A 23,644-nucleotide genomic window follows, 5' to 3' on the forward strand; every position below is an offset into this window, starting at 1 on the left:
TCGTAGAGCCGACCGTTGGTCGGCTGCTCCTGGCGGCATCCAACAGCAACAGCAGCCGACCAACGGTCGGCTCTACGTCACCCCACCAGGCAGGTCTTCATGCGCGCCCATCGCTCCTTCCATGTCCTTCAGCGTGCCTGCTGGCTGTTGCTGGTGCTGATGGCGGCATGCGCACTCCCCGCGGCGGCCGCCCCGCTGGCGGCAGACTGGTCGTTCCGCATGCTTCCCGGCAATGCGCAGGGCACGGCGCACCCGGGCCTGCAGCAGTGGCGGCCGGCGCAGGTGCCCGGCGCGGTGCATACCGACCTGCTGGCGCAGGGGCTGATTGCCGACCCCTACGTGGGCGCGCCCGAGGCCGGGCTGCAGTGGATCGGCCTGGCCGATTGGGAATATCGGGCGCGCTTCGACGTGGACGCCGCCACCTTGGCCCGCGCACAGGCAGAGCTGGCGTTTGAAGGCCTGGATACGTTCGCCACGGTCACCCTCAACGGTGCGCCGCTGCTGCAGGCCGACAACAGCCATCGCACCTGGCGTGCGCGGGTGGAGGGAAAGCTGCGCGCGACCGGCAATGAGCTGCGCATCGTGCTGCGCTCGCCGATCACCACGCTGTTGCCGGGCGTGCAGGCGATGCCGCACAAGATCGCCGGCAACTACCCGTCACCATATGGCGATGAACCCAAGGAGGCGATGGTCGGCAACTTCGTGCGCAAGCCCGGTTACCACTTTGGCTGGGACTGGGGCCCGCGCTACGTGACCGCCGGCATCTGGCGCCCGGTGCAGCTGGTCAGCTGGGATGCGCAGCGGTTGGTCGACGTGGCCGTGCACACGCGTGCGCTGGATGCCGACCGGGCCGCGCTGGACGTTGCCGTGCAGGTGGACAGCGCCGCAGCGGGCAGGGCGGCGTTGCGGGTGGAGCTGCTGGACCCGGATGGCAGGTCGGTCGCGCATATCGATCGCGACGCCGTGCTGCAGGTGGGCGGGAACACGGTTGTGGTGCCGGTTGCCCTGCGCAAGCCACGCCGGTGGTGGCCGGCCGGGCAAGGCGAGCAGGCACGTTACACCGTGCGCGCCACGCTGGCGGCGGGCACCACAGGCGCTGCCCGCATCGAGCAACGCATCGGCCTGCGCACCGTCGAGCTGCGCCGCGAAGTGGACCGCCAGGGCGGGCAGGGGTTCGCGTTCGTGATCAATGGCGTGCCGATCTTCGCCAAGGGCGCCAACGTGATTCCGTTCGACATGTTCGCCGCGCGGGTCGACCCGGCGCGGATCCGTCGCGAACTGACCGCTGCACGCGATGCCAACATGAACATGCTGCGCAACTGGGGCGGTGGCTACTACGAGGATGATGCGTTCTTCGATATCGCCGACGAGCTGGGCCTGCTGGTCTGGCAGGACTTCATGTTCGGCGGCGGGATGCAGCCGGGCTATGACCCTGCATTCCGCGCCAACGTGGTGGCCGAAGCGCGCGACAACGTGCGCCGCCTGCGCCACCACCCCAGCGTGGTGCTGTGGTGTGGCAACAACGAAGAAGAGACCGCGTGGAAGGACTGGGGCCACGGCCGCAACCTGACCGCAGCCGATCCGGCCTTCGCGGCCAAGGTCTGGCAGGGCTACGTGGATCTGTTCGGCAACGACCTGCGCAAGGTAGTCGCCGATGAAGGCCTGGGCGTGCCGTACTGGTCCAGTTCGCCGAGCAACGACCTGGACGAAAAGGCCAACGACTCCGCCCGTGGCGACAAGCACTACTGGCAGGTGTGGGGTAACCCGGCGCTGCCGGTCAGCGCCTACCTGCGCGAGACCCCGCGCTTCATGTCCGAGTACGGGCTGCAGGCATGGCCGGTGCTGCGCACGCTGGACGGCATCATTGCCGCCGATGAGCAGCGCGTGGACAGCCCCACGGTGCGCGCGCACCAGAAATTCATGGCAGGCGAGGGCAACCAGCGCCTGCTCAAGTACATCGAGGAGGAGTACGGTACGCCGCGTGACTTCGCGGCATTCGTGTACCTCAGCCAGGTCATGCAGGCCGATGGCATCCAGCTGGCGGCACTGCATCACCGTGCTTCGCGGCCGTACACGATGGGCTCGTTGTATTGGCAGCTCAATGACGTGTGGCCCGGAGCGTCATGGTCGAGCATCGACTACGCAGGCCGCTGGAAGGCGCTGCATTTCCACGCCAGGCGTTTCTTCGCCGACCAGGCGGTGGCGGCGTTGCGCGACGAAGGCGTGACCCGGGTGAGCCTGCTCAACGACCGCCCGCAGGGACTGCAGGCGACATGGCGGCTGCGGGTGATGGACATCGACGGCACCCTGCATCAGCAGCAACGGCATACGGTGAACGTGCCACCGGGATCGGCACTGGAGGTCGGCCGCTTCAGCGACGTGCAATTGCTGGGCGACAAGGATCCGGCCCGGACGGTGGCGGTCGCCGAATTGTTCGAGGGTGATCGGCGCCTGTCGCAGCAGGTGGTGTATTTCGTTGCGGCCAAGGCGCTTGTGTTGCAGCCGGTGAAAATCGATCAGCAGTGGCAGGCGGACGGGGACGGTTACCTGCTGGAACTGCGCGCGCCGCAGCTGGTACGTGCACTGTGGATCGACTTCGATGGCCTGGATGCCACGCTGGACGACAATGCGCTGGATCTGCTGCCGGGTGAAACGGTGACGATCCGGCTGCGCGCGGATGCTGATCTGGCGACGCTGCGCAAGGCGCTGCGCCTGACCTCGTTGGCGAGGTGAGCCGGATCCGGTAGAGCCGACCGTTGGTCGGCTGCGCCATCCCGATCGAAGCTCAGCCGACCAACGGTCGGCTCTACGGGATCTCGCTCAGCCGACCAACGGTCGGCTCTACGGGATCTCGCTCAGCCGACCAACGGTCGGCTCTACGTCAGAGGGCGATCTGCTGGAAGTTTTCTACCCGGTCATGGCCATGGGTGGCCTCGCCGGTGCGCGGCAGCGGGTAGTCGTCCAGGCGATCGAGCAGCCGGGTCTGCAGGCCCGCGTCGCGGGCGGCGTCGAGTTCTTCGACGACATCGGACAGGAACACGATCTGGCCGGCCGGCACGCCGATGGCGTCGACGATGTGGCGGTAACTCGGGGCCTCGCGCTTGCCACCTACTTCGGTGTCGAACCAACCCGAGACCAGTCCGGTCAGGTCACCGGCCTCGCTGAAGCCGAAGAACAGCTTCTGTGACGGCACCGAGCCGGACGAATACACGTACAGCGGCTTGCCTTCGGCGTGCCAGCCGTTCAGTACGGCGGCCACTTCCGGATAGAAGTGCGCCTTGTAATCGCCGTTGCGGTAGCCGCTTTCCCAGATCATGCCCTGCAGCGCCTTCAGCGCGGTGTGCTTGCGGTCCTGGTCGATCCAGCCCTGCAGCGTTTCCACGATCACGCTGTCCTGGCAGGCCCCGCCGATTTCCACGGCCACCGCGTCCAGCCAGCGACGCACCTGCGGCTGTTGGCCGTGTTCGGCCACGAACGCCGGCAACGCCTTGCGCGCATACGGGAACAGCACGTTCTTGACGAACGAGATGCTGCTGGTGGTGCCTTCGATATCGGTAAGGATGACGGTCGGGTGCGGCATGGGTCAGTCGGCCTGGTGCTGTGCGGGGTGGTAACGCGGGAACTGCTGGGCGATGTCGCTGCCGGTGAAATGGCCCACCCAGCCGTCGGCTTCGGTGAAGAAGCGGATAGCCACGAAACTGGGCGCCTCGCCCATGTCGAACCAGTGGGTGATGCCATCGGGCACGGCGATCAGGTCGTCCTTGACGCACTCGATCTCGTACACCTTGCCGTCCAGGTGCAGGGTGAACAGCCCGGAGCCGGCGACGAAGAAGCGTACTTCGTCTTCCTTGTGGAAGTGCTCGTCGAGGAACTTCTTCCGCAGCTCGGCGCGGTTGGGGTTGTCCGGGGCGATCGAGGCCACGTCCACGCTCTTGAAGCCGTGCTGGGCCACCAGGCGGTCGATATCGGCCTTGTAGGCGGCGAACACCTGCTCCTGGCTGGCGCCCGGCGCGACGTCCTGGGTGGCCTGCCAGCGCTCGAAGGTGACCCCGATCTTCTGCAGTTCCGCGGCAATGGCAGCGCCATCGCGGCTGTCGAACAGCGGGGTATCCGGGGCGGTGTCATTGAAAATGCGAAGTCGGCTCATGGCGATGGCAGCGAGGCGAAGGGGGAAGGAAAGGGTACCAGCGCAGCGCCGGGGAAGGGACCGCATGCTGAGGGTGAAGGCGGAATACAGATTCCCTTCAGGAATCTGGAGGGTCCGCAGGGGCTCGCCCGGTAGTGCCGGCCGCTGGCCGGCTCCTCATGAACGCTGGAAGATCTGGAAGAGCCGGCCAGCGGCCGGCACTACCGGGGATTGCGTGGAGCCGGCCGGCGGTACCGTTCAGCCGCGCAGCTTGCGCAGTTCCAGCTCGCAGTGGAACAGGAACTCGAACGCTTCCAGGTGCCGGCGCGCTTCGGCCATGTCGCGGCCCCAGGCATACAGGCCGTGGCCGTCGATCAGGTAGCCCCACAGGCATTGCGTGTCGAGCAGGGCATCGACCTGGGCTGACAGCACGTCCATGTCCTGGGTGTTGGCAAACACCGGCACCTCGATGGCCATCTCGTGGGTGCTGTTGCCCTGGAAGGCCTTCAGCAGCTCATAGCCTTCCAGGCGGATGTGGCCCTGCGGTGCATACAGGCGCGAGGCGATCGTCTGCACCGGCGAGTGGGTATGCAGCACGCAGCCGATTTCCGGGAACCGGCGGTACAGCTGGGTGTGCAGCAGGGTCTCGGCGGAGGGGCGCAGTGGGCGGCCGACGGCCTTGCCGTCGAAGTCCACCACCATGATGTCGTCCTCCACCAGTCGACCCTTGTCCTTGCCGGACACGGTGATCGCCGCATGGCGGTCATCCAGGCGGTGGGAGAAGTTGCTGCTGGTCGCCGGCGTCCAACCGGCCTGGGCCAGCTCGCGGACGTTGTCGATCAGTACCTGGGCCAGGTCGCTCAGGTGCGCGGTGTCGTAGGGGAAGGTGGTCATGGCTGGCATTGTAAATGCTTGAAAGCAGGTACTGCGAGAGCCGTTTTCCTGGCTGGGCTGGGCGGGGTGGGGGAGAAAAAGCAAAGCCGGCCAGTGGCCGGCTCCAGAGCGTGACGACCAACGGTCGTCACCTACCGCCAAGGCGGCTGTGGCGGTAGCCGTAGCCGAAGTAAACCGCGAAACCCACCGCCGTCCAGACCCCCATCAACATCCAGTTATGCGCGGTCATCGCGGTCAGCAGCGCGATGCAGCTGAGCACGCCCAGGCTGCAGATCAGCCACGCCATCGGCATCCGGAACGGGCGCGGCAGGTCCGGCTGGGTGCGGCGCAGGATCAGCACCCCGGCGCACACCGCGGCGAAGGCGATCAGCGTCCCCATCGAGGTCAGCTCGCCGAGGATGTCCAGCGGGAACAGCGCCGCCAGCAGGGCAATGCCGATGCCGGTGATTACCGTATTGATGTGCGGCGTGCGGTACTTCGGGTGGATCTTGGTGAACACCGGCGGCAGCAGCCCGTCACGGCCCATGATCATGAAGATGCGCGGTTGCCCGATGATCATCACCAGCACCACCGAGGACAGGCCGATCAGCGCGCCGATCTCCACAATGATGCGCAACCAGCCCAACTGCGGGTGCGCGGCCACGGCCGTCACCACCGGCTCGTCGGTGCCGAGCAGCTGATACGGCACCAGGCCGGTCATGACCGCGGCCATGGCGATGTACAGCACGGTGCAGATCACCAGCGACAGCAGCATGCCGATCGGCATGTCGCGTTGCGGCCGGTGCGATTCCTGAGCGGCCACCGACACCGCCTCAAAGCCGATATAGGCGAAGAACACCATCGCCGCGCCGCGCAGCACGCCGTCGAAGCCGTACTTGCCGGGGCCCTCGTTGTCGGGGATGAACGGGGTCCAGTTGGCCGGGTCCACGTATTTCCAGCCGGCCACGATCACCAGCAGGATCAGCGCGGTCTTCAGCACCACCATCGCCATGTTCATGGCCGAGGATTTGCTGATGCCCACGTAGCAGAGCCAGGTCAACAGCAGGACCAGCACCGCGGCGGGGAGGTTGGCGATCGCCCCGGTCGGACGCAGCTGGCCGTCCAGCGGGGCGCTGACCAGCGCCGCCGGAAGATGGATGTCGAAATGACTGAGCAGGCTCAGGAAATAGCCGGTCCAGCTGACCGCCACCGCCGAGGCCGAGACGCCGTATTCCAGCACCAGCATCCAGCCGATGAACCAGGCCGCCAGCTCGCCGAAGGTGGCATAGGTATAGGTATAGGCGCTGCCCGACACCGGCACCATCGCCGCGAATTCGGCATAGGCCATCGCACAGAACGCGCAGCAGATCGCGGCCAGTACGAAGGACAGCATGATCGCCGGGCCGGCGTGGTTGGCTGCCGCCTGGCCGGTGATGACGAAGATGCCGCCGCCGATCACCGCGCCGATGCCCAGCGCGGTCAGCCCCCAGGGGCCGAGCGTACGGCGCAGGCTGAGCCCGTTGGCGTCTTCGTGGGCGGCGTGCGGGTGCTTGGTGGCCCAGAGTTGCTTGAACATGGTTTGGATTTTCTTGTGTGGTGCGACGTGTCGAACGACCGGGCCGGCGCGATGCCGGCCCGGCAGCACTCAGGCGGAGGTCTTGTTCAGCTTGCTGTGGCGGATGCCGTAGCCGAAGTAGATGCACAGGCCCAGCAGGGTCCAGCCGACGAACAGGTGCCAATGCACCACGAACGCCTGCCAGAACAGGAACAGGCACGACAGCGCGCCCAGCGGGCAGATCAGCCACACCAGCGGCACGCGGAACGGGCGGTGCAGTTCCGGGCGCGAATAGCGCAGTACCAGCACGCCGATGCAGACCGTGGCGAAGGCCAGCAGGGTGCCCATCGAGACCAGCTCGCCGAGCACGTTCAATGGCACCGTGCCGGCCAGCGCGGCGGCGATGACGCCCACCACGATCGTGGCCCAGTACGGGGTACGGAAGCGCTTGTGGACCTTGCCGAACAACTTCGGCAGCAGGCCGTCGCGGGAAATCGTGTAGGCGATGCGGGTCTGGCCCATCATCATCACCAGCACCACCGAGGACAGGCCGGCGATCGCGCCGATCTCCACGGCGGTCTTCAGCCAGGACAGCGAGGCATACGGCTCCAGCGCGGTGGCCACCGGCTTGTCGGTGCCCAGCAGGTGGTACGGCATCATCCCGGTCAGCACCGCGCAGACGATGATGTAGACCACGGTGCACACCGCCAGCGAACCGAGCAGGCCGATCGGCATGTTGCGCTGCGGATCCTTGGTTTCGCCGGCCGCGGTGGATACCGCATCGAAGCCGATGTAGGCGAAGAACACGATGGTGGCCGCACGGAACACGCCGCTCCAGCCGAACTCACCCGGCACGCCGGTGTTTTCCGGGATGAACGGGGTCCAGTTGGCCATGTCGATGTGCTGGGAGCCAAAACCGATGAACAGGCAGATCACGGTGACCTTGATCGCCACGATGATCGCGTTGATGAAGGCCGACTGGGTCACGCCCACGTACAGCAGGCCCGACACCGCCGCCACGATCAGCACCGCCGGCAGGTTGAACAGCTTGCCGGAGCTGATGAACTCCGAGCCGGTCCAGGCGATGGGCGCGGCGCTGAGCGCGTCCGGGAAGGGCATGTGCAAGGTGGTGGTGATGAAGCTGATCAGGTACGCCGACCAACCCACCGCGACCGAGGCCGAGGCGAACAGGTACTCCAGCACCAGGCACCAGCCGATGAACCAGGCCATGCCTTCGCCCAGGGTGGCGTAGGAATAGGAGTAGGCGCTGCCGGAGACCGGCATCATCGCGGCGAACTCGGCGTAGCACAGGCCCGCCAGGGCGCAGGCGAAGCCGGCGATCACGAACGACAGCATCACCGCCGGGCCGGCATGGTTGGCCGCCGCCTGGCCGGTGAGCACGAAGATGCCGGCACCGATCACTGCGCCGATGCCGAGCATGATGAGGTGTTTGGCTGTGAGGGTCCGTTTCAGTGTGGGCTCGCCGTCCAGGCTCCCTTCGATCGGTTCACCGGCATCGATGTGCGCGGACGGTGCAACCGGTTTGACCCTCAACAGAGACTTCAGCATGCAGTGCTTCCCTAAATGGACAAAGGTGAGGTGCGCGGTACATTGCCGCGCACCTTGATGGCAACTGGGCGCCCAGCGGTGCAGGGCCCGCTGTACCTTAGCCAAAGCTGAAGCCTGCGCACAAGCACAAATGCAGCATTGGCCGGGCGATAATCGACAAATTCCCGCCCATCCCCCTGTTGCCATGACGCTGAACCCTGAATCCATTGCCGTTGCTGACGCTGAACTGCGCGCCCAATTGGTCGGATACGCCTTGCGCCAGCCGCAACACGCCGCCCTGGCTGACGAATTCAGCACATTGCTGGATGACCCGGAAAACCCCTTCCTGCGCGAGCGCCTGGCCGGCCATTTCACCGGCAGCGTCTGGCTGGTCAGTGCCGACGGGCAGCGGGTGCTGCTCACCCACCACCGCAAGCTGGACCGCTGGCTGCAACTGGGCGGGCATGCCGACGGTGACCGCAACCTGGCCCGGGTGGCGCTGAAGGAGGCCGAGGAGGAGTCCGGGCTGTCCGGCCTGGTGCTGGAGGACGCCGAACTGTTCGACATCGACAAGCACTGGATTCCCGAACGCCGCGACGTGCCCGGCCATTGGCATTACGACGCGCGCTACGTGGTGCGTGCGCTGGGCAGCGAGCAGTTCGCGGTCAGCGAGGAATCGCTGGCGCTGGCCTGGCGGGAGATCACCGACGTGGCCAATGCGGCGATCGAGACCCCGGACGGCGATGATTCGCTGCCGCGCATGGCGAAACGATGGCGGGCGCGGTAAGGCCCCGTATCGACCAACGGTCGATACCTACCGGGTAGGGAACGACCGTCGGTCGTACCGCGACCATGCCCCGGTAGGGGACGACCGTTGGTCGTCCCGCGACCATCCCCCGGGTAGGGGACGACCGTTGGTCGTCCCGCGACCATCCCCCGGGTAGGGGACGACCGTTGGTCGTACCGCGACCATGCCCCGGTAGGGGACGACCGTTGGTCGTCCCGCGACCATCCCCCGGGTAGGGGACGACCGTTGGTCGTCCCGCTGTCCCTGGCTCAGTACAGCACGCGGGTGCGCAGCGTGCCCGGGATGGCGGCAAGCGCTTCACGCACCGCGCTGGCCTGGGCTTCGCTGGCGGTGATGTCGATCACCACGTAGCCCACCTTCGGGTCGGTGCGCAGGAACTGACCGTCGATGTTGACGTTGTGGCGCGAGAAGATCTCGTTGACCTTGGACAGCACGCCCGGCACGTTCTGGTGGATGTGCAGCAGGCGCAGGCTGTCGGCGTGCTCGGGCAGGGTGACTTCGGGGAAGTTGACCGCCGACAGGGTGCTGCCGTTGTCGCTGTAGCGCACCAGTTTGGCCGCCACTTCCACGCCGATGTTGTCCTGCGCCTCCAACGTGCTGCCGCCCACGTGCGGGGTCAGGATGACGTTGTCGTGCGCGGTCAGCGGCGACACGAACGCATCGCCGTTGCCCTTGGGCTCGACCGGGAACACGTCCAGCGCCGCGCCACCGATGTGCCCGGCACGCAGTGCCGCGTCCAGCGCGTCGATATCGACCACGGTGCCGCGCGCGGCATTGATCAGGTGCGCGCCCGGACGCATCCGGGCCAGCTGTTCGGCACCGATCAGCCATTGCGTGGCCGGCGTTTCCGGCACGTGTACGGTGACGATGTCGGCGCGGGCGAGCAGGTCGTCCAGGCTGATCGCGGCGCGCGCGTTGCCCAGCGACAGTTTGGTTTCGACGTCGTGGAAGATCACCTGCATGCCCATCGCCTCGGCCATCACCCCGACCTGGGTGCCGATGTGCCCATAGCCGATGATGCCCAGCGTCTTGCCGCGGACTTCGTGGCTGCCGGCCGCCGATTTGGACCAGCCGCCGCGATGGCATTCGGCGTTCTTCTGCGGGATGCCACGGGTCAGCATGATCGCCTCGGCGATCACCAGCTCGGCCACGCTGCGGGTATTGGAGTAGGGCGCGTTGAATACCGGGATGCCGGCCAGTTCGGCCGCGTCCAGGTCCACCTGGTTGGTGCCGATGCAGAAGCAGCCCACTGCCATCAGGCGCTTGGCGTGGCTGAGCACCTCGGCATTGAGCTGGGTACGCGAGCGGATGCCGACGATGTGGGCTTCGGCGATGCGCGCCTTCAGCTCGTCCTCGGGCAGCGCCTTGCTGTGCAGTTCGATCTGCGAGTAACCGGCCGCGGTGAACACGTCGATCGCGGTCTGGCTCACCCCCTCCAGCAACAGTACGCGGATATCCTGCTTGGGGAACGAGGTCTTCTTCGGCGACATGGGCGGCGTGCGGGGTGGTGGGCGGGAGCACTCAACTATGCCAGAACGGGGCGGGCATTGTGCAGTGCGCCAAACCCGGGCGGGATGGTTTCAGATGCATCTTTTGGTGGCGGCGCACGGGTCGGGTGCCACGGCAAGGGCCAGACCACCAACGGTGGTCTGCTACGCTTGGGGATTCCCCGTTTCCTGTCTGATGCCATGACCGATCCGCGCCTCTCATCGTTGTTGCAGGACTGCCCGGGGCTGCGGGTCAAGACCGAGCCGGCCGACCTGGAGCACTACGGGCGCGACTGGACCCGGCGCTGGACCCCCGCGCCGCTGGCGATCGCACTGCCCGGCAGCGTCGAGGAGGTGCAGGCGATCCTGCGCTGGGCGTCGGCGCAGCAGGTGGCGGTGGTGCCGTCCGGCGGCCGGACCGGTCTGTCGGGCGGCGCGGTGGCAGCCACCGGCGAACTGGTGCTCAGCCTGGAGCGGATGAACAAGCCGTTGGCCTTCGACCCGGTCGACCGCACCCTGACCGTGCAGGCCGGCATGGCGCTGGAGGCGGTGCACAACGCCGCGCTGGAGCACGGCTTGATCTACCCGGTGGATTTCGCCGCACGCGGCTCGTGTTCGATCGGCGGCAACATCGCCACCAATGCCGGCGGCATCCGCGTGATCCGTTACGGCAACACCCGCGAGTGGATCGCCGGGCTCAAGGTGGTCACCGCCGACGGGGCGCTGCTGGAACTCAACAAGGGCCTGATCAAAAATTCCAGCGGCTACGATTTCCGCCAGCTGCTGATCGCCTCCGAAGGCACCCTCGGGGTGATCGTGGAGGCCACGCTGCGGCTGACCGAGCCACCGCCGGCCAGCAACGTGATGCTGCTGGCGTTGCCCAGCTTCGAGGTGCTGATGCAGGTGTTTGCCGCGTTCCGTGAGCGCATGCAGCTGCAGGCCTTTGAGTTCTTCACCGACCGCGCGCTCGAACACGTGCTGGCCCATGGCGCGCAGGCCCCGTTCGATACGGTGCACCCGTTCTATGTGGTGACCGAATTCGCTGCCGGCGATGAAGCGCAGGAAGCGGCGGCGATGGCCGCGTTCGAGGCGTGCATGGAACAGGGCTGGGTCAGCGACGGCGTGGTCAGCGCCAGCGATGCCCAGGCCCAGCAACTGTGGCGGCTGCGCGAGGGCATCACCGAAGCGGTGGCGCGATACACGCCGTACAAGAACGACGTATCGGTGCGCATCTCGGCGATGCCTGCGTTCATGGCCGAAACCCAGGCATTGATCGGCCAGGCGTATCCGCAGTTCGACGTGGTCTGGTTCGGCCATATCGGTGATGGCAACCTGCACATCAACGTGCTCAAGCCCGATGCCACCGCCGACGCCGACTTTCTCACCCAGTGCGAGCACGTCACCACGCTGCTGGCGCAGGTACTGGCCCGTTTCGACGGCAGCATCTCGGCTGAACACGGTATCGGCCTGGTCAAGAAGGGCTACCTGGACAGCACCCGCAGCGCGCCGGAAATCGCGTTGATGAAGGCGGTCAAACGTGCGTTTGATCCCCAAGGGCTGCTGAATCCCGGCAAGCTGTTCGACCTGTAGCCCGCGACAGGATTTCACGCAGCCTATACGCTCTGTGCTTTCCACCTCGAACGACACCCTGATGATGCGTCCGATCCTGTTGCTCGCTGTCCTTGCCTTGCCGCTGTCGGCACTGGCGTCCAGTTTTGCCGGTTCTTCCGCCGGTTCCGCGTCCGGCGCATCGTCGGCGGGCTCGTCCAGCTCGGGCGATGACAAAGTCGTGCTCGACGCGCGCGAGGATGCGGCAGCCTTCGTCGCCAGCAACGGCGCCATCCGTGGCGCGCGCCTGGAAGCGGCGCTGCTGCACCTGCGTGAAGCCGATGCGGCGCAGCGCGAGGTCAGCGACCTGGCCCTGGCCCGGTCCGTACTGGCTCGTTGATGCACATGCGCCGTCAGGCCCGCCGCTGGCGTTGGGCGGCCCTGGCGGTGTTGTTGGGCGCCCCCGTGGCGCAGGCGGCGATGCAGCTGGAGCTGCAGCCGCAAGGGCTGGATGCGCCCGAACAGCGCGCCGCACGTCGCGTGCTGGCCGAGGTGCAGGCGCAACTGCCACCGCGCTGGCAGGCGCGTTTTGATCGCCCGGTGCAGGTGCGCTGGGTCGATACGCTGCCCGCACAGGTACACGGCCGTGCCCGCAACGGGTCCATCAGCCTGCGTCGTGACCTGCTTGACGGTGTGCGCGAGGGGCAACCACTGCCGCGCGCGGTACAGGCGGCATTGATCCACGAGTTGACCCACGTGCTGGACCGTTCGGCGCAGGGCGGCTGGTCGCGCACCGCACGTTGGCGCGATCTGAGTGGATGGCAACGCCGACCGTGGCGGCTGGGCCGTACCGGAAACCACTTCAGCGAACGCAGCCCGGACCCGTATGAACGCAGCAGCCCGGCCGAGTTCCTAGCGGTCAATGCCGAGCACTTCCTGCTGGATGCCGACTATGCCTGCCGCCGCCCCGCGCTGAACGCCTGGTTCGTGCAGGCGATCGGTCCACGTGGCCCGGCGCCGGCGTGCGATGCGCGGCTGCCGCTGGTGCAGGCCGAGGAAACCACCGGTGCCGCGTCGCTGCTGGAACTGGACCCCGCGCGGATCTACGCCGTGGACTACCTGCTGGCCGAAGGCAACGACCGGCTGATGAGCCGCTGGGGCCACAGCATGCTGCGGCTGGTGATCTGCGCGCCGGGACGCCCGCCGGGGCCGGCCTGCCGGATGGACCTGGCCGATCACCGCGTGCTGTCGTTCCGCGCCTTCGTGGGGGACGTGCAGATCAGCAGTTGGCAGGGGCTGACCGGCGCGTATCCGTCGCGGCTGTTCGTGCTGCCGCTCAACCAGGTGATCGACGAATACACCCAGCTGGAACTGCGTGGCCTGTCCTCGGTGCCGTTGCGGCTGCAGCCGGACGAGATCGCCACGTTGCTTGAGCGCGTGGCGCAGGTGCACTGGAGCTATGACGGGCGGTATCTGTTTGTCAGCAACAACTGTGCGGTGGAGACCGGCAAGCTGCTGCAGGAGGGCGTACCCCGGCTGGCGACGCCGGGCCTGAACCGGCTCACGCCACGCGGGCTGCTGGCGCGGCTGGAACGCGAGGGGATCGCCGACGGGACGGTGTTGGCCGATCGCGACGCGGCCATGCGGCAAGGCTATTACTTCGCCTCCGCCCAGGATCACTACCAGCAGTTGTTCGACGTGGTGCGTGCCGAACTGCCGCTCGGTCAAACCCGGGTGACCGCCTGGCTGCAGCAGCCCGCCTCCCAGCGTGCGGCCTGGGTGGAGCAGGGCGGGCTGCGCGCGACCGCGGCCCTGCTGTTGCTGGAACAGGCGGCCCGCCAGCGCGAGGAGCTGCGCGCGCGCGACCTGCTCAAGCGCACGCTGGCCGCACCGGACGCCGGTACGCGTGCCGCACGCAGCCGGTTGTTGGCGCTGCTGCAGGACGCCGGGCAACTGGTCAGTCCCGCAGCGCTGGTGGCCGGTACCGGGTATGGGCTGCCACTGGCCGCCGAGCGCACCGAAGCGAGCGCCGCCACGGCCCGTCTCAGCGCCCGCGGTACGGATGGCTGGCAGCAGCTTCAGGGGCAGATGCGGGCGCGCCTGCCCGCGGCCCAGCAGCAGGAACTGGCCACCCTGGATCGCAACCTGGACCAGCTCGGCACGCGGATGCGGGCGCTTGCCCGCGAGGAAACCGCTACTGGCGCGGCAGTTCGATGACGAATCGCGCACCGCCCAGCGGGCTGGCGGTGCACGCTACGTGGCCCCCGTGCGCATCGGCGATCGCCTTGACCACCGCCAGGCCCAGGCCACTGCCACCGCGCTGGCGCGAGCGCGAGCCGTCGCCGCGCATGAACGGGTCGAAGATGTGCGCGCTCAGCGCCGGGTCGATGCCCGGGCCTTCATCGTCGACCGATACCTGTACGTGGGTGGCGGTGTCGTGCACGGCGATACGGACCCGTCCCGGCGTGGCATAGCGCCGCGCGTTTTCAAGCAGGGCCATCAGTGCCTGGCGCACGCGGGTGGGGTCGCAGTGGGCAGGATGCTCGCCACGCGAGGTTTCCAGTTCCAGCACGAAACCGCCGCTGCGGAAGCCGGGATCGACCAGCGTCATCACCGAATGCACCTCGTGGACCACGTCGCTGCGCGCGCGGCGCACGTCCAGCCGGGCGTTGTCGGCCAGGCTGAGCACGCGCAGGTCTTCGATCAGTCGCGAGAGTCCTTCCACCTGCGCCAGCAGGCTGCGGAACTGCGCTTCATCGGGCTGGAACACGCCTTCGGCCAGGCCTTGCAGGCGACCACGCAGGATCGTCACGGGGGTGCGCAGTTCGTGTGCGATCGCCGCGTGCCACATCACCCGGTCAGCGTCCATGTTCTGCAGGCGCCGCGCCATCGCGTTGAAGTCGTCCACCAGCAGCGCCACCTCGCCCAGCGAGCGGTCGCTGGCGGCGGCCCGTGCGCCAAGGTCGCCCTGGGCGAGCCTGCCGATGCTGTCCACCACCGAATTGAGCGGGGTGAGGATGCGTTGCGACAGCCGCACCGAGGCCGCCACCGCCAACCCCAGGCCGATCAGGGTGATGCAGGCCATCCAGATCAGCTCCGGGCCGGTCGGCGCCCAGCCGGTGGGTTCCTCCGCCAGCGGATAGAAGTTCAGCAGCACCGCATACAGCAGGTACGAACTGAGGATCACCATCACGATCACCGCCAGCACCATCAGCGACATCGAAATGAAGATGTGCCGGCTCAAGCCCGGGCGGCGCATCAGTGGTCGGCCGCGAGGCGGTAGCCGACGCCGCGCACGCTGGCGGGTACGTTTTCCAGGCCGACGTCGTCCAGCTTGCGGCGCAGCTTGCTGACGTGGCTGTCCACCGTGCGTTCCAGTGCCTCGCTTTCGGGCAGGCATTGGAGCATGAGTTCGCTGCGGCTGAAGATCCGTGACGGCGCCACGGCCATGCAATGCAGCAGCTTGTACTCGGTCAGGGTCAGCAGCAGCTCATGGCTGTAGCCGTCGCCTTCGACGTGCACGCTGTGGGTTTCCGGATTGATCACCAGCGTGCCCACGCGCAGGATGCCCGGCTTGGCCTCACCGCGCACGTTGAGCGTACGCCGCAGCACCGCGCGCACGCGTGCGGCCACTTCGGCCGGGTTGAACGGCTTGACCACGTAATCGTCGGCGCCCATGCGCAGCGCGGTGAGCTTGTCCAGGTCCTGGTCCAGTGCGGTCAGCATGATCACCGGCGTGTCGCCGCGCTGGCGCAGCGTGTTGAGCACGGTCCAGCCGTCCATGCCGGGCATCTGCACATCCAGCAGGATCAGGTCGGGACGGGCGCTGCGGTGCAGCGCCAGGGCATTGATCCCGTCAAGCGCGCGCAGCGTACGCAGGCCTTCGCGCTGCAGGTAGGCCGCGACGATATCGGCGATCTCCGGTTCGTCTTCCACGATCAGGACCAGCGCGTTGAGCGAGCGGTCCCAGTGCGCCGCGGCGCTGGGTGAATCAGTGGCGTGCATGCAGGGCAGGGCCAGAAGGTGCTTGTGCTCCATCGTATCTCCACAGTTCCTCCATCGAAACCCCACGCAAGCCGCGCAGACTTCGCCATTCATGATTCTGGCCGGGCATCCGGCCCTTGTGCAGCAGATGACAACCAACAGGATCCAAGCCACCGCATGGGTGGTGATGATGGCCGTACTGACGGCCTGTGCCAGGGAAGCGGAGGTGCCGATGGCGGCGCCGGAAGTGGGCGTGCTGGCGCTGTCGCCGGCGATCGTGCAGCGCGACGACGAACTGCCTGGCCGCGTGGCAGCGGTGCGGACCGCGCAGATCCGTGCGCAGGTCGGCGGCATCGTGCAGAAGCGCCTGTTTGAACAAGGCGCGGAGGTGCGCGCCGGGACGCCGTTGTTCCAGATCGACCCGGCCGCCTACCGCGCCGACCTGGACAGTGCGCAGGCACAGCTGCAGCGCGCCGAGGCGGCATTGTTGCGTACCGGTGTCCAGGCCGAGCGGCTGCAGTCGCTGGCCGCCGCGCAGGCGGTCAGCCAGCAGGCCCGCGACGACGCCCGCGCCGAACACCAGCAGGCGCGTGCCGACGTGGCGCAGGCGAAAGCCACGGTGGCGCGGCGCCGCCTGGACCTGCGCTATGCGACGGTGGAAGCGCCGATCGCCGGGCGCATCGACCAGGCCCTGGTCACCGAAGGCGCGCTGGTCACCGCTGCCGATGCCACGCCGATGGCGGTGGTGCAGCAACTGGACCAGGTGTACGTGGATGTGCGCCAGCCGGCCGCGATGCTGGAGAGCATCCAGCGTGCCGTTGTCTCCGGCCAGCTCGACAAGGCCGTCGGCCTGCCGGTGACGCTGGTGGGCAGTGGCGGCAAGGTGCGCGCCGAGCAGGGCCGCATTCTGTTCTCCGGCATCAACGTGGATGCCGAAACCGGTGACATCGTGCTGCGCATCCTGGTCGACAACCCCGACCGTCACCTGTTGCCCGGCATGTTCGTGCGTGCCCGGGTACCGCGCGGCGTGCAGCCCTCGGCATTGCTGCTGCCGCAGCAGGCGGTGCTGCGCAGCACCGGGGGCCAGTCCTATGCCTGGGTGGTGGGCAAGGACGGCAAGGCGGTGATCCGCACCCTTGAAGTGGACGGCCAGGTGGATCGCCAGTACGTGGTGAAAAGCGGTCTGCAGGCCGGTGAGCGCGTGGTGGTGGAGGGCCAGGAGCGCTTGCAGGAAGGCCTGCGGGTCACCGCCCGGCCCTGGCAGCGGCCGCCGGCAACGGCTGCACTGGGCACGCCCTGATTTCTCCCTTGGACAATGCGGTCGCGCGGACCGCCCTGAGCCGCCCGCGCGACCCTGGAAGGACGTTGCATGCCGCATTTTTTCATTGATCGCCCGGTGTTCGCCTGGGTGCTGGCGTTGTTTGTGGTGCTGGCGGGCGCGCTGGCCATTCCGCGCCTGGCCATCGAGCGCTATCCCAGTGTCGCCCCGCCCAGCGTGAGCATCTATGCCAGCTACCCCGGTGCCACGCCGCAGACCATGAACGATGCGGTGGTGGGCCTGATCGAGCGCGAGCTGTCCGGGGTCAAGCACCTGCTGTACTTTTCCTCCTCGGTGGATACCTCCGGGGAGGCCTCCATCACCGCCACCTTCCGCCCGGGAACCGACCCCGAACTGGCCCAGGTGGACGTGCAGAACCGGATCAAGGCGATCGAGCCGCGGCTGCCCCAGGTGGTCCGGCAGAACGGGCTGGGCGTGGAAGCGGCCGGCTCGGGGTTCCTGATGCTGGTCGGGCTGCGCTCCACCGACGGGCGCCTGGACGAGGTCGCGTTGAGCGACTACATGGCGCGCAACATCGTCGAAGAGCTGCGGCGTATCGACGGCGTGGGCCGGGTGCAGTTGTTCGGTGCCGAGCGTGCGATGCGGATCTGGGTGGACCCGGCACAGCTGGTGGCATACCGCTTGACCCTGGGCGACCTGGCGACGGCGATCAACGAACAGAACGTGCAGATCGCACCGGGCCGGGTCGGCGATTCGCCGTCGGTACCCGGCCAGCGGGTGACCATTCCGCTTACCGCCGAAGGCCAGTTGACCACCCCCGAAGCGTTCGCTGCGATCGTGCTGCGGGCCACCCCCGATGGCGCCAAGGTGGTGCTCGGTGACGTGGCCCGGGTTGAACTGGGCGCGCAGAGCTATGCCTGGTCCACGCGCGAGGACGGCACGCCGGCAACGGCGGCGGCGATCCAGCTCTCACCCGGTGCCAACGCCGTGAAGGTGGCCTCGGCGGTGCGCGCGCGCATGGCCGAGCTGGGCCCCACGCTGCCGGTCGGCATGCAATCCACGGTGCCCTTCGACACCGCGCCGTTCGTGCGGATATCGATCCAGAAAGTGCTCATCACCCTGGTCGAGGCGATGGTGCTGGTGTTCGCGGTGATGTACCTGTTCCTGCAGAACCTGCGCTACACGCTGATTCCGGCGATCGTCGCGCCGATCGCGCTGCTGGGCACCTTCGCGGTGATGCTGGCGGCCGGCTTCTCCATCAACGTGCTGACCATGTTCGGCATGGTGCTGGCGATCGGCATCATCGTCGACGATGCGATCGTGGTGGTTGAAGGGGTGGAGCGGATCATGGCCGAAGAAGGCCTGCCGCCGCGCGAAGCCACCGCCAAGGCGATGAAGGAACTGACCGGGGCGGTGATCGGCATCACCCTGGTGTTGACGGCGGTGTTCATTCCGATGGCGCTGGCCGATGGCTCGGTGGGGGCGATCTACCGCCAGTTCAGCCTGGCGATGGCCGTCTCGATCCTGTTCTCGGCGCTGCTCGCGCTGACCCTGACCCCGGCGCTGTGCGCGACCCTGCTCAAGCCGAGCACGCGTGGGCACCATGGCCGGGGTGGGTTCTTCGGCGCGTTCAACCGCGGTCTTGCGCGCATGACCGCCGGCTACCAGGGCCACGTCGTGCGCATCCTGCAGCGCGGCGGGCGCACCATGGCCGTGTTCGCTGCACTGGTGATGGCGCTTGGGCTGGGCCTGCACCTGCTGCCGGGCGCGTTCCTGCCCGAGGAGGACCAAGGCTACTTCATGACCTCCATCCAGTTGCCCGCCGACGCCACCGCCGAGCGCACCCTGGAGGTGATGCAGCGCTATGAGGCGCACATCGCCTCGCGCCCGGGCATCGCCTCCAACCAGGCCATCATGGGCTACAGCTTCGCCGGTTCCGGGCCGAACGCGGCGATGGCCTACACCATGCTCAAGGACTGGGGCGAGCGCGCCGGCAGCAGCGTCGCCGAGGAAGTGGAACGTGCACAGGCGGCGATGGTGGCCGCGCCGGAAGGGCAGGTCATCGTCGTCACCCCGCCGGCGATCGACAGCCTGGGCAATTCATCCGGCTTCGACCTGCGGCTGCAGGCGCGTACCGGCCAGGACCAGGCACAGCTGCGGGCGGCCCAGCAGCAGTTGCTGGCGCTGGCCTCGGCCAGCCCGCTGTTGCGCGATGTGCACGCCGAAGGCCTGGCCTCGGGCAGCACCGTGCGGCTGCAGATCGACCGCGACAAGGCCGGCGCGATGGGCGTGGGTTTCGCCGCGATCAGCGATACGCTGTCCGCGGCGATGGGCTCGCAGTACGTCAACGATTTTCCCAATGCCGGACGCCTGCAGCAGGTGATCGTGCAGGCCGATGCGCCGCACCGCATGCAGGTCGACGACGTGCTCAAGCTGCATGTGCGTAACGCCAGTGGCGGCATGGTAGCGCTGCATGAACTGGTGACCCCGGTGTGGTCGCAGGCACCGCTGCAACTGGAACGCTACCAGGGCTTTCCGTCGTTGAGCCTGTCCGGCAACGCCGCCGAAGGCGCCTCCAGCGGGCAGGCGATGGCCGAGATGGAGCGGCTGGCGCAACAGTTGCCGGCCGGCTTTGCGCTGGCCTGGACCGGGCAATCGCTGCAGGAGCGCGCGTCCGGCGCACAGGCGCCCTGGTTGCTGCTGCTCTCGATGCTGGTGGTGTTCCTGGTGCTGGCCGCGCTGTATGAAAGCTGGTCGATCCCGGCGGCGGTACTGCTGGTGGTACCGCTGGGCCTGCTGGGCGCAGTGGCGGCGGTGTTGCTGCGCGGCCTGCCCAACGATGTGTTCTTCAAGGTCGGCATGATCACGGTGATCGGGCTGTCGGCAAAGAACGCGATCCTGATCGTGGAGTTCGCCCGACAGCTGCAGCAGCAGGGCCACGGTCTGGTCGACGCGGCCATCGAAGCAGCACGGCTGCGGCTGCGGCCGATCCTGATGACCTCGCTGGCATTCGCGCTCGGCGTGGTGCCGTTGATGCTGGCCAGCGGCGCATCGGCGGAAACACAGCACGCGATCGGCACGGGAGTGTTCGGCGGCATGCTGACGGCAACGGTGTTGGCGGTGTTCTTCGTCCCGCTGTTCTATGTCCTGGTGCAGGGCGCTCGCCATTGGCGGGCCCCTTGGCGCCGCCGCAAAGGAAAACCGGAATGAGTGACACCTTGTGTGATGCACGCATCGAGCAGGCCGAACAGGCGCTGCTGGCCGCGCTGCGCGGGCACGATGCCGAGGGGTTGAGTGGCTGGCTGTCGCCCGCGCTGTTCTTCACCGACCCGCAGGGGCAATGGGCCGGTGCGCATCCGTGCGTGGACGCCTGGGCCCGGCACGAGCTGCGCCTGGTCGATATCGAGCAGGGGCCGGTGGAGCGCCTGTTGTGCGGGCAGCTGGTGCTGGTCTCCAGCGACGTACGCCTGCGCTACGCCACCGCTGCCGGGGAACAGCAACGCGCGCTGCGCCTGTTGCGGGTGTGGGCCAGCTGCTCGTCAGCGGCCGGCCTGCATCTGTTGTCGGTGGGCGTACTGCCGGGCGGCGCGATGAATTCGCACGGACGATGAACGAGCACGCGCCAGCGTCGGCCTGCTTCACCTGCCCTTATGCAGCGACGGATTATCATTCGCTGTTGATTGAGTAAACCGCAAGGAGTTGAACATGCGTGCATCCCCCTGGCTGTTGAGCCTGGCGATCATGACCGCCTTGAGTGCGTGCCAACCTGCCGCGCAGGACGCAGGCGGGAGCGCGGCGGCCAGCGCCGAAGCACCGCCGTCCGCCGCCGACGCCACTTCCGACGAACGCAGTTTCAGTTTCCAGTGTGGCGATCTTGCCGTGCACGCGACCTACCGTGGCCAGGACTCGGCGACGGTAGTGGTGGGTGACCGCACGTTTGCCATGGCGTCGCAGGTATCGGCCTCCGGGGCCAAGTATGGCGACGAGCAGGGCAATGTGTTCTGGACCAAGGGCACCACCGACGGCATTCTCACCCTGAAGGGCGAGAAGGACCGCAACTGCACCGGCTCGGGCGAGGAAGGCGTGCCAGCACCGGTGCCTGCCGCCAGCGCCAGCGCCGACGGCGGTGGTTTCCGTGCGACCGGCAACGAGCCGGGCTGGCTGGCCGAGGTGGGCGCGGGTGCCACGCCGACGCTGCGCGTGGAAACCGACTATGGCGAGCGCAGGTTCGACATCGCCGCGCCTACCCAGGGCAGGGATGGCTGGTCGGGTACGGCCACCGATGGCACGCCGGTCAAGCTGAGTTTCCAGCGCACCGTGTGCCAGGACAACATGAGCGGCCAGGCGTTCGGCGCCACCGCGATGCTCACCGTGGGCGCGCGCCAGTATCACGGCTGCGGTGATTTTGCCGGCGCGCCGTCGCTGGCCGCCAAGCCGTAAGCAGCGGCGAGGTCAGCGCACGTCCTGCGGGCGGCAGTAGTCCTGTGCATCGGCATCGGTGAACAGGTCGTAGCGCCTGCCCACGCCGATCAGGAAGTGGCGGATGACGCAATCGTCGTAATGGCGTTCGTAGAGGTCGGAGAAGCGCTGCTCGCGGCCACTGCACAGGTCGTCGATCGCGGTGTCCAGCGCCTGCCGACGGGCCGGGTCGTAGGGTTCTTCGCCGAGGAAATGCTGGCAGTTGGCCTCGCGCACCAGCAGCGTGCGCACGTCCTCGGGCAGGGTGCAGTAGCCGCCTATGTCGCCAAGGTCATCCAGGTCGGCCGGCACCGCGCAGCCGGCCTGTGCACGGGCGCGTTGCAGTTGCTCCAACGATGGCGTGGGGCTGGCCGCCTCGACGGCAGCGTCGTCCTGTCCGGCCGGTGTGGGCGGCGACGTCGATGCGACGACGTCAGCGCCGGCGTCGACGGCATCGGCCACCGCCGGCGGGCTGCCCGTGTCCGCTGCCCGCGGCGAACACGCCGCGAGCAGCGCCAGGCAGGTCACCAGCGCGAAGCGTTTAGTCGGCACGGCCAGCGAATTCGCCGGTGGCGGTGTTGACCAGCACGCGCTCGCCGTTGGCGATGTACTCCGGCACCATGATTTCGATGCCGGTGCTGAGCTTGGCCGGCTTCGGGCGCTTGGTGGCGGTGCCGCCCTTCAGCTCCGGCGGCGTTTCCACCACTTCCAGGACCACGCTGGCCGGCATCTGCACGGCTACCGGCACGTCGTCGATGACCTGCACGTAGAGGCCGGTCAGACCGTCGGTGATGTAGCCGGCGTCATCGCCGACCACCTCCGCGTCGAGCGTGTACGGGGTGTAGTCCTCGTCGTCCAGGAACACGAACGCATCGCCATCCTTGTACGAATAGGTGGACAGGCGGCGCAGCAGTTCGACCTCGGGCAGGTTGTCGTCGGCGTCGAAACTGGCGTCGAGCTTGTTGCCGCCCGGCACGCTGTACATGATGAAGCGGAAGCGCACATTGCCGCCGCGGCCCTGCGGCGAGCTGCGCTCGATGTCGCGGATCTGGTAGACGCCGTTGTTGTACTCGACGACGTTGCCTTTCTTGATGTCGTTGGCTTTCATGGAAATGAAGGTCGGTTCGTGGGAGGTGGCGGGCGCCATGCCGGGCGCCCTGCGGTGTCGGCCGAATTGCGGGCCGGTGTTACTTCGGTGCCAGGCGCACGCCACCGTCCAGGCGGATGGTCTCGCCATTGAGGTAGGTATTGCCGAGGATGTGGCCGACCAGGCCGGCGAAATCCTCCGGTTTGCCCAGGCGCGGCGGGAACGGAATGGAGGCGGCCAGCGACTCCTGCACGGCCGGCGGCATGCCATCCACCATCGGCGTCCAGAAGATGCCCGGTGCAATGGTCATCACGCGGATGCCGAAGCGCGACAGCTCGCGTGCCATCGGCAGGGTCATGCCGACCACGCCGCCCTTGGACGCGGCGTATGCGGCCTGGCCGATCTGGCCCTCGTAGGCGGCCACGCTGGCGGTGTTGATGATCACGCCACGCTCGCCGTCTTCGCCGGGGGCGTTGTGCTGCATGCGGTTGGCGGCGGCCTTGGCGACATTGAAGCTGCCCACCAGGTTGACCATCACCGTGTTCTGGAAGTTGGCCAGCGGCATCGGCGCCTCTTTGCCGAGCACGCGCCCGGCACCGAGGATGCCGGCGCAGCTGATGGCGGCGTTGAGCCCGCCGAGGAAGTCGTGCGCGGCATCGATCTGCGCGGCCACGGCGGCTTCATCGCTGACATTGGTGCTGAAGTAGCAGGCATTGGCCTGGCCGAGCTCGGCCACGGCGGCCGCACCCTTGGCATCGTTGAGGTCGAACAGGGCCACCTTGGCGCCGTTGGCCACCAGGTACTGGGCCACGGACAGGCCGAGGCCGGAGACGCCACCGGTGATGACGGCACGGACAGAAGACAGCTGCATTGCACGGTTCCGCTGGTTCA

At 67.8% G+C, this 23,644-nt stretch carries 20 protein-coding genes; 9 read left to right on the top strand and 11 right to left on the bottom strand.

What is annotated here, in order from left to right; all coding sequences use genetic code 11:
- Positions 1-99 precede the first annotated feature (99 nt).
- A complete protein-coding gene (locus tag AC3IR9_RS08860) occupies positions 100-2,733 on the top strand; it encodes a beta-mannosidase (protein WP_489295369.1) in 2,634 nt (877 codons plus the stop codon).
- A 148-nt stretch (positions 2,734-2,881) separates the two neighbouring features.
- Here AC3IR9_RS08860 and mtnC read toward each other — a convergent pair whose 3' ends face one another.
- From mtnC to AC3IR9_RS08885, 5 genes are all read right to left on the bottom strand, one after another.
- Positions 2,882-3,580 carry an acireductone synthase gene (gene mtnC / locus AC3IR9_RS08865; protein WP_489295370.1) on the bottom strand — a complete coding sequence of 233 codons (699 nt, stop codon included), beginning with the start codon at positions 3,578-3,580 and terminating at the stop codon, positions 2,882-2,884.
- Between the two features lie 3 nt (positions 3,581-3,583).
- The gene (locus tag AC3IR9_RS08870) at positions 3,584-4,147 is read right to left on the bottom strand and encodes a 1,2-dihydroxy-3-keto-5-methylthiopentene dioxygenase (RefSeq protein ID WP_489295371.1); all 564 of its coding nucleotides are present in this window, start codon (positions 4,145-4,147) and stop codon (positions 3,584-3,586) included.
- A 237-nt stretch (positions 4,148-4,384) separates the two neighbouring features.
- Positions 4,385-5,029, bottom strand: coding sequence for a methylthioribulose 1-phosphate dehydratase (locus AC3IR9_RS08875; protein ID WP_489295372.1), 645 nt, complete (start codon positions 5,027-5,029; stop codon positions 4,385-4,387).
- A 118-nt stretch (positions 5,030-5,147) separates the two neighbouring features.
- The gene (locus AC3IR9_RS08880; protein ID WP_489295373.1) at positions 5,148-6,575 is read right to left on the bottom strand and encodes an amino acid permease; all 1,428 of its coding nucleotides are present in this window, start codon (positions 6,573-6,575) and stop codon (positions 5,148-5,150) included.
- 69 nt (positions 6,576-6,644) lie between these two features.
- The gene (locus AC3IR9_RS08885; protein ID WP_489295374.1) at positions 6,645-8,123 is read right to left on the bottom strand and encodes an amino acid permease; all 1,479 of its coding nucleotides are present in this window, start codon (positions 8,121-8,123) and stop codon (positions 6,645-6,647) included.
- A gap of 184 nt (positions 8,124-8,307) precedes the next feature.
- Between AC3IR9_RS08885 and AC3IR9_RS08890 the strand changes: the two genes are divergently transcribed.
- Positions 8,308-8,889: an NUDIX hydrolase gene (locus AC3IR9_RS08890; RefSeq protein WP_489295375.1), complete on the top strand. Its 582-nt coding sequence runs from the start codon at positions 8,308-8,310 to the stop codon at positions 8,887-8,889.
- A gap of 269 nt (positions 8,890-9,158) precedes the next feature.
- On the opposite strand, the gene serA is transcribed toward AC3IR9_RS08890, so the two are convergent.
- Positions 9,159-10,400 (bottom strand): phosphoglycerate dehydrogenase, encoded by a 1,242-nt coding sequence (serA, locus tag AC3IR9_RS08895; protein ID WP_489295376.1) that lies wholly within the window; start codon positions 10,398-10,400, stop codon positions 9,159-9,161.
- A gap of 198 nt (positions 10,401-10,598) precedes the next feature.
- On the opposite strand from serA, the gene AC3IR9_RS08900 reads away from it, so the two are divergent.
- The 3 genes from AC3IR9_RS08900 to AC3IR9_RS08910 all read left to right on the top strand — a co-directional run bounded on the left by AC3IR9_RS08900 (position 10,599) and on the right by AC3IR9_RS08910 (position 14,162).
- Positions 10,599-11,987, top strand: a complete 1,389-nt coding sequence (locus tag AC3IR9_RS08900) for an FAD-binding oxidoreductase (RefSeq protein WP_489295377.1) — start codon at positions 10,599-10,601, stop codon at positions 11,985-11,987.
- 61 nt (positions 11,988-12,048) lie between these two features.
- Complete coding sequence (locus tag AC3IR9_RS08905) at positions 12,049-12,345, top strand: DUF2388 domain-containing protein (protein ID WP_489295378.1); 297 nt, start codon at positions 12,049-12,051, stop codon at positions 12,343-12,345.
- Positions 12,345-14,162, top strand: a complete 1,818-nt coding sequence (locus AC3IR9_RS08910) for a DUF7844 domain-containing protein (RefSeq protein WP_489295379.1) — start codon at positions 12,345-12,347, stop codon at positions 14,160-14,162. The genes AC3IR9_RS08905 and AC3IR9_RS08910 overlap by 1 nt, the downstream gene beginning before the upstream one ends.
- Here AC3IR9_RS08910 and AC3IR9_RS08915 read toward each other — a convergent pair.
- Positions 14,140-15,204: an ATP-binding protein gene (locus tag AC3IR9_RS08915; protein ID WP_489295380.1), complete on the bottom strand. Its 1,065-nt coding sequence runs from the start codon at positions 15,202-15,204 to the stop codon at positions 14,140-14,142. The genes AC3IR9_RS08910 and AC3IR9_RS08915 overlap by 23 nt on opposite strands.
- Positions 15,204-15,950 carry a response regulator gene (locus AC3IR9_RS08920; RefSeq protein ID WP_489295762.1) on the bottom strand — a complete coding sequence of 249 codons (747 nt, stop codon included), beginning with the start codon at positions 15,948-15,950 and terminating at the stop codon, positions 15,204-15,206. The genes AC3IR9_RS08915 and AC3IR9_RS08920 overlap by 1 nt, the downstream gene beginning before the upstream one ends.
- A gap of 127 nt (positions 15,951-16,077) precedes the next feature.
- Between AC3IR9_RS08920 and AC3IR9_RS08925 the strand changes: the two genes are divergently transcribed.
- The 4 genes from AC3IR9_RS08925 (at position 16,078) to AC3IR9_RS08940 (ending at position 21,648) form a co-directional block, all read left to right on the top strand.
- On the top strand, positions 16,078-17,229 hold the full coding sequence (locus AC3IR9_RS08925; RefSeq protein ID WP_489295381.1) for an efflux RND transporter periplasmic adaptor subunit: 1,152 nt from the start codon (positions 16,078-16,080) through the stop codon (positions 17,227-17,229).
- 69 nt (positions 17,230-17,298) lie between these two features.
- Positions 17,299-20,418, top strand: coding sequence for a multidrug efflux RND transporter permease subunit (locus tag AC3IR9_RS08930; protein WP_489295382.1), 3,120 nt, complete (start codon positions 17,299-17,301; stop codon positions 20,416-20,418).
- Positions 20,415-20,819 carry a nuclear transport factor 2 family protein gene (locus tag AC3IR9_RS08935; protein WP_489295383.1) on the top strand — a complete coding sequence of 135 codons (405 nt, stop codon included), beginning with the start codon at positions 20,415-20,417 and terminating at the stop codon, positions 20,817-20,819. Before AC3IR9_RS08930 ends, AC3IR9_RS08935 begins: the two co-directional genes overlap by 4 nt.
- A 94-nt stretch (positions 20,820-20,913) precedes the next feature.
- On the top strand, positions 20,914-21,648 hold the full coding sequence (locus AC3IR9_RS08940; RefSeq protein WP_489295384.1) for an MliC family protein: 735 nt from the start codon (positions 20,914-20,916) through the stop codon (positions 21,646-21,648).
- Positions 21,649-21,660: 12 nt separating this feature from the next.
- Here AC3IR9_RS08940 and AC3IR9_RS08945 read toward each other — a convergent pair whose 3' ends face one another.
- The 3 genes from AC3IR9_RS08945 to AC3IR9_RS08955 all read right to left on the bottom strand — a co-directional run bounded on the left by AC3IR9_RS08945 (position 21,661) and on the right by AC3IR9_RS08955 (position 23,624).
- Complete coding sequence (locus AC3IR9_RS08945; protein ID WP_489295385.1) at positions 21,661-22,218, bottom strand: hypothetical protein; 558 nt, start codon at positions 22,216-22,218, stop codon at positions 21,661-21,663.
- Positions 22,208-22,774, bottom strand: a complete 567-nt coding sequence (yeiP, locus tag AC3IR9_RS08950; RefSeq protein ID WP_489295764.1) for an elongation factor P-like protein YeiP — start codon at positions 22,772-22,774, stop codon at positions 22,208-22,210. The genes AC3IR9_RS08945 and yeiP overlap by 11 nt, the downstream gene beginning before the upstream one ends.
- A 79-nt stretch (positions 22,775-22,853) precedes the next feature.
- Complete coding sequence (locus tag AC3IR9_RS08955) at positions 22,854-23,624, bottom strand: SDR family NAD(P)-dependent oxidoreductase (protein WP_489295386.1); 771 nt, start codon at positions 23,622-23,624, stop codon at positions 22,854-22,856.
- Between the last annotated feature and the right edge of the window lie 20 nt (positions 23,625-23,644).

This window comes from Stenotrophomonas sp. GL_101, assembly GCF_057835675.1.

Excerpts from the sequence above, each read along its gene's own strand:
- AC3IR9_RS08920 (WP_489295762.1), bottom strand. The coding sequence starts at position 15,950 with ATGCACGCCACTGATTCACCCAGCGCCGCGGCGCACTGGGACCGCTCG.
- AC3IR9_RS08885 (WP_489295374.1), bottom strand. The coding sequence starts at position 8,123 with ATGCTGAAGTCTCTGTTGAGGGTCAAACCGGTTGCACCGTCCGCGCAC.
- AC3IR9_RS08875 (WP_489295372.1), bottom strand. The coding sequence starts at position 5,029 with ATGCCAGCCATGACCACCTTCCCCTACGACACCGCGCACCTGAGCGAC.
- AC3IR9_RS08930 (WP_489295382.1), top strand. The coding sequence starts at position 17,299 with ATGCCGCATTTTTTCATTGATCGCCCGGTGTTCGCCTGGGTGCTGGCG.
- AC3IR9_RS08915 (WP_489295380.1), bottom strand. The coding sequence starts at position 15,204 with ATGCGCCGCCCGGGCTTGAGCCGGCACATCTTCATTTCGATGTCGCTG.
- AC3IR9_RS08935 (WP_489295383.1), top strand. The coding sequence starts at position 20,415 with ATGAGTGACACCTTGTGTGATGCACGCATCGAGCAGGCCGAACAGGCG.
- mtnC (WP_489295370.1), bottom strand. The coding sequence starts at position 3,580 with ATGCCGCACCCGACCGTCATCCTTACCGATATCGAAGGCACCACCAGC.
- AC3IR9_RS08940 (WP_489295384.1), top strand. The coding sequence starts at position 20,914 with ATGCGTGCATCCCCCTGGCTGTTGAGCCTGGCGATCATGACCGCCTTG.
- AC3IR9_RS08860 (WP_489295369.1), top strand. The coding sequence starts at position 100 with ATGCGCGCCCATCGCTCCTTCCATGTCCTTCAGCGTGCCTGCTGGCTG.
- AC3IR9_RS08870 (WP_489295371.1), bottom strand. The coding sequence starts at position 4,147 with ATGAGCCGACTTCGCATTTTCAATGACACCGCCCCGGATACCCCGCTG.
- AC3IR9_RS08905 (WP_489295378.1), top strand. The coding sequence starts at position 12,049 with ATGATGCGTCCGATCCTGTTGCTCGCTGTCCTTGCCTTGCCGCTGTCG.
- yeiP (WP_489295764.1), bottom strand. The coding sequence starts at position 22,774 with ATGAAAGCCAACGACATCAAGAAAGGCAACGTCGTCGAGTACAACAAC.
- AC3IR9_RS08880 (WP_489295373.1), bottom strand. The coding sequence starts at position 6,575 with ATGTTCAAGCAACTCTGGGCCACCAAGCACCCGCACGCCGCCCACGAA.
- AC3IR9_RS08890 (WP_489295375.1), top strand. The coding sequence starts at position 8,308 with ATGACGCTGAACCCTGAATCCATTGCCGTTGCTGACGCTGAACTGCGC.
- serA (WP_489295376.1), bottom strand. The coding sequence starts at position 10,400 with ATGTCGCCGAAGAAGACCTCGTTCCCCAAGCAGGATATCCGCGTACTG.
- AC3IR9_RS08925 (WP_489295381.1), top strand. The coding sequence starts at position 16,078 with ATGACAACCAACAGGATCCAAGCCACCGCATGGGTGGTGATGATGGCC.
- AC3IR9_RS08910 (WP_489295379.1), top strand. The coding sequence starts at position 12,345 with ATGCACATGCGCCGTCAGGCCCGCCGCTGGCGTTGGGCGGCCCTGGCG.
- AC3IR9_RS08955 (WP_489295386.1), bottom strand. The coding sequence starts at position 23,624 with ATGCAGCTGTCTTCTGTCCGTGCCGTCATCACCGGTGGCGTCTCCGGC.
- AC3IR9_RS08900 (WP_489295377.1), top strand. The coding sequence starts at position 10,599 with ATGACCGATCCGCGCCTCTCATCGTTGTTGCAGGACTGCCCGGGGCTG.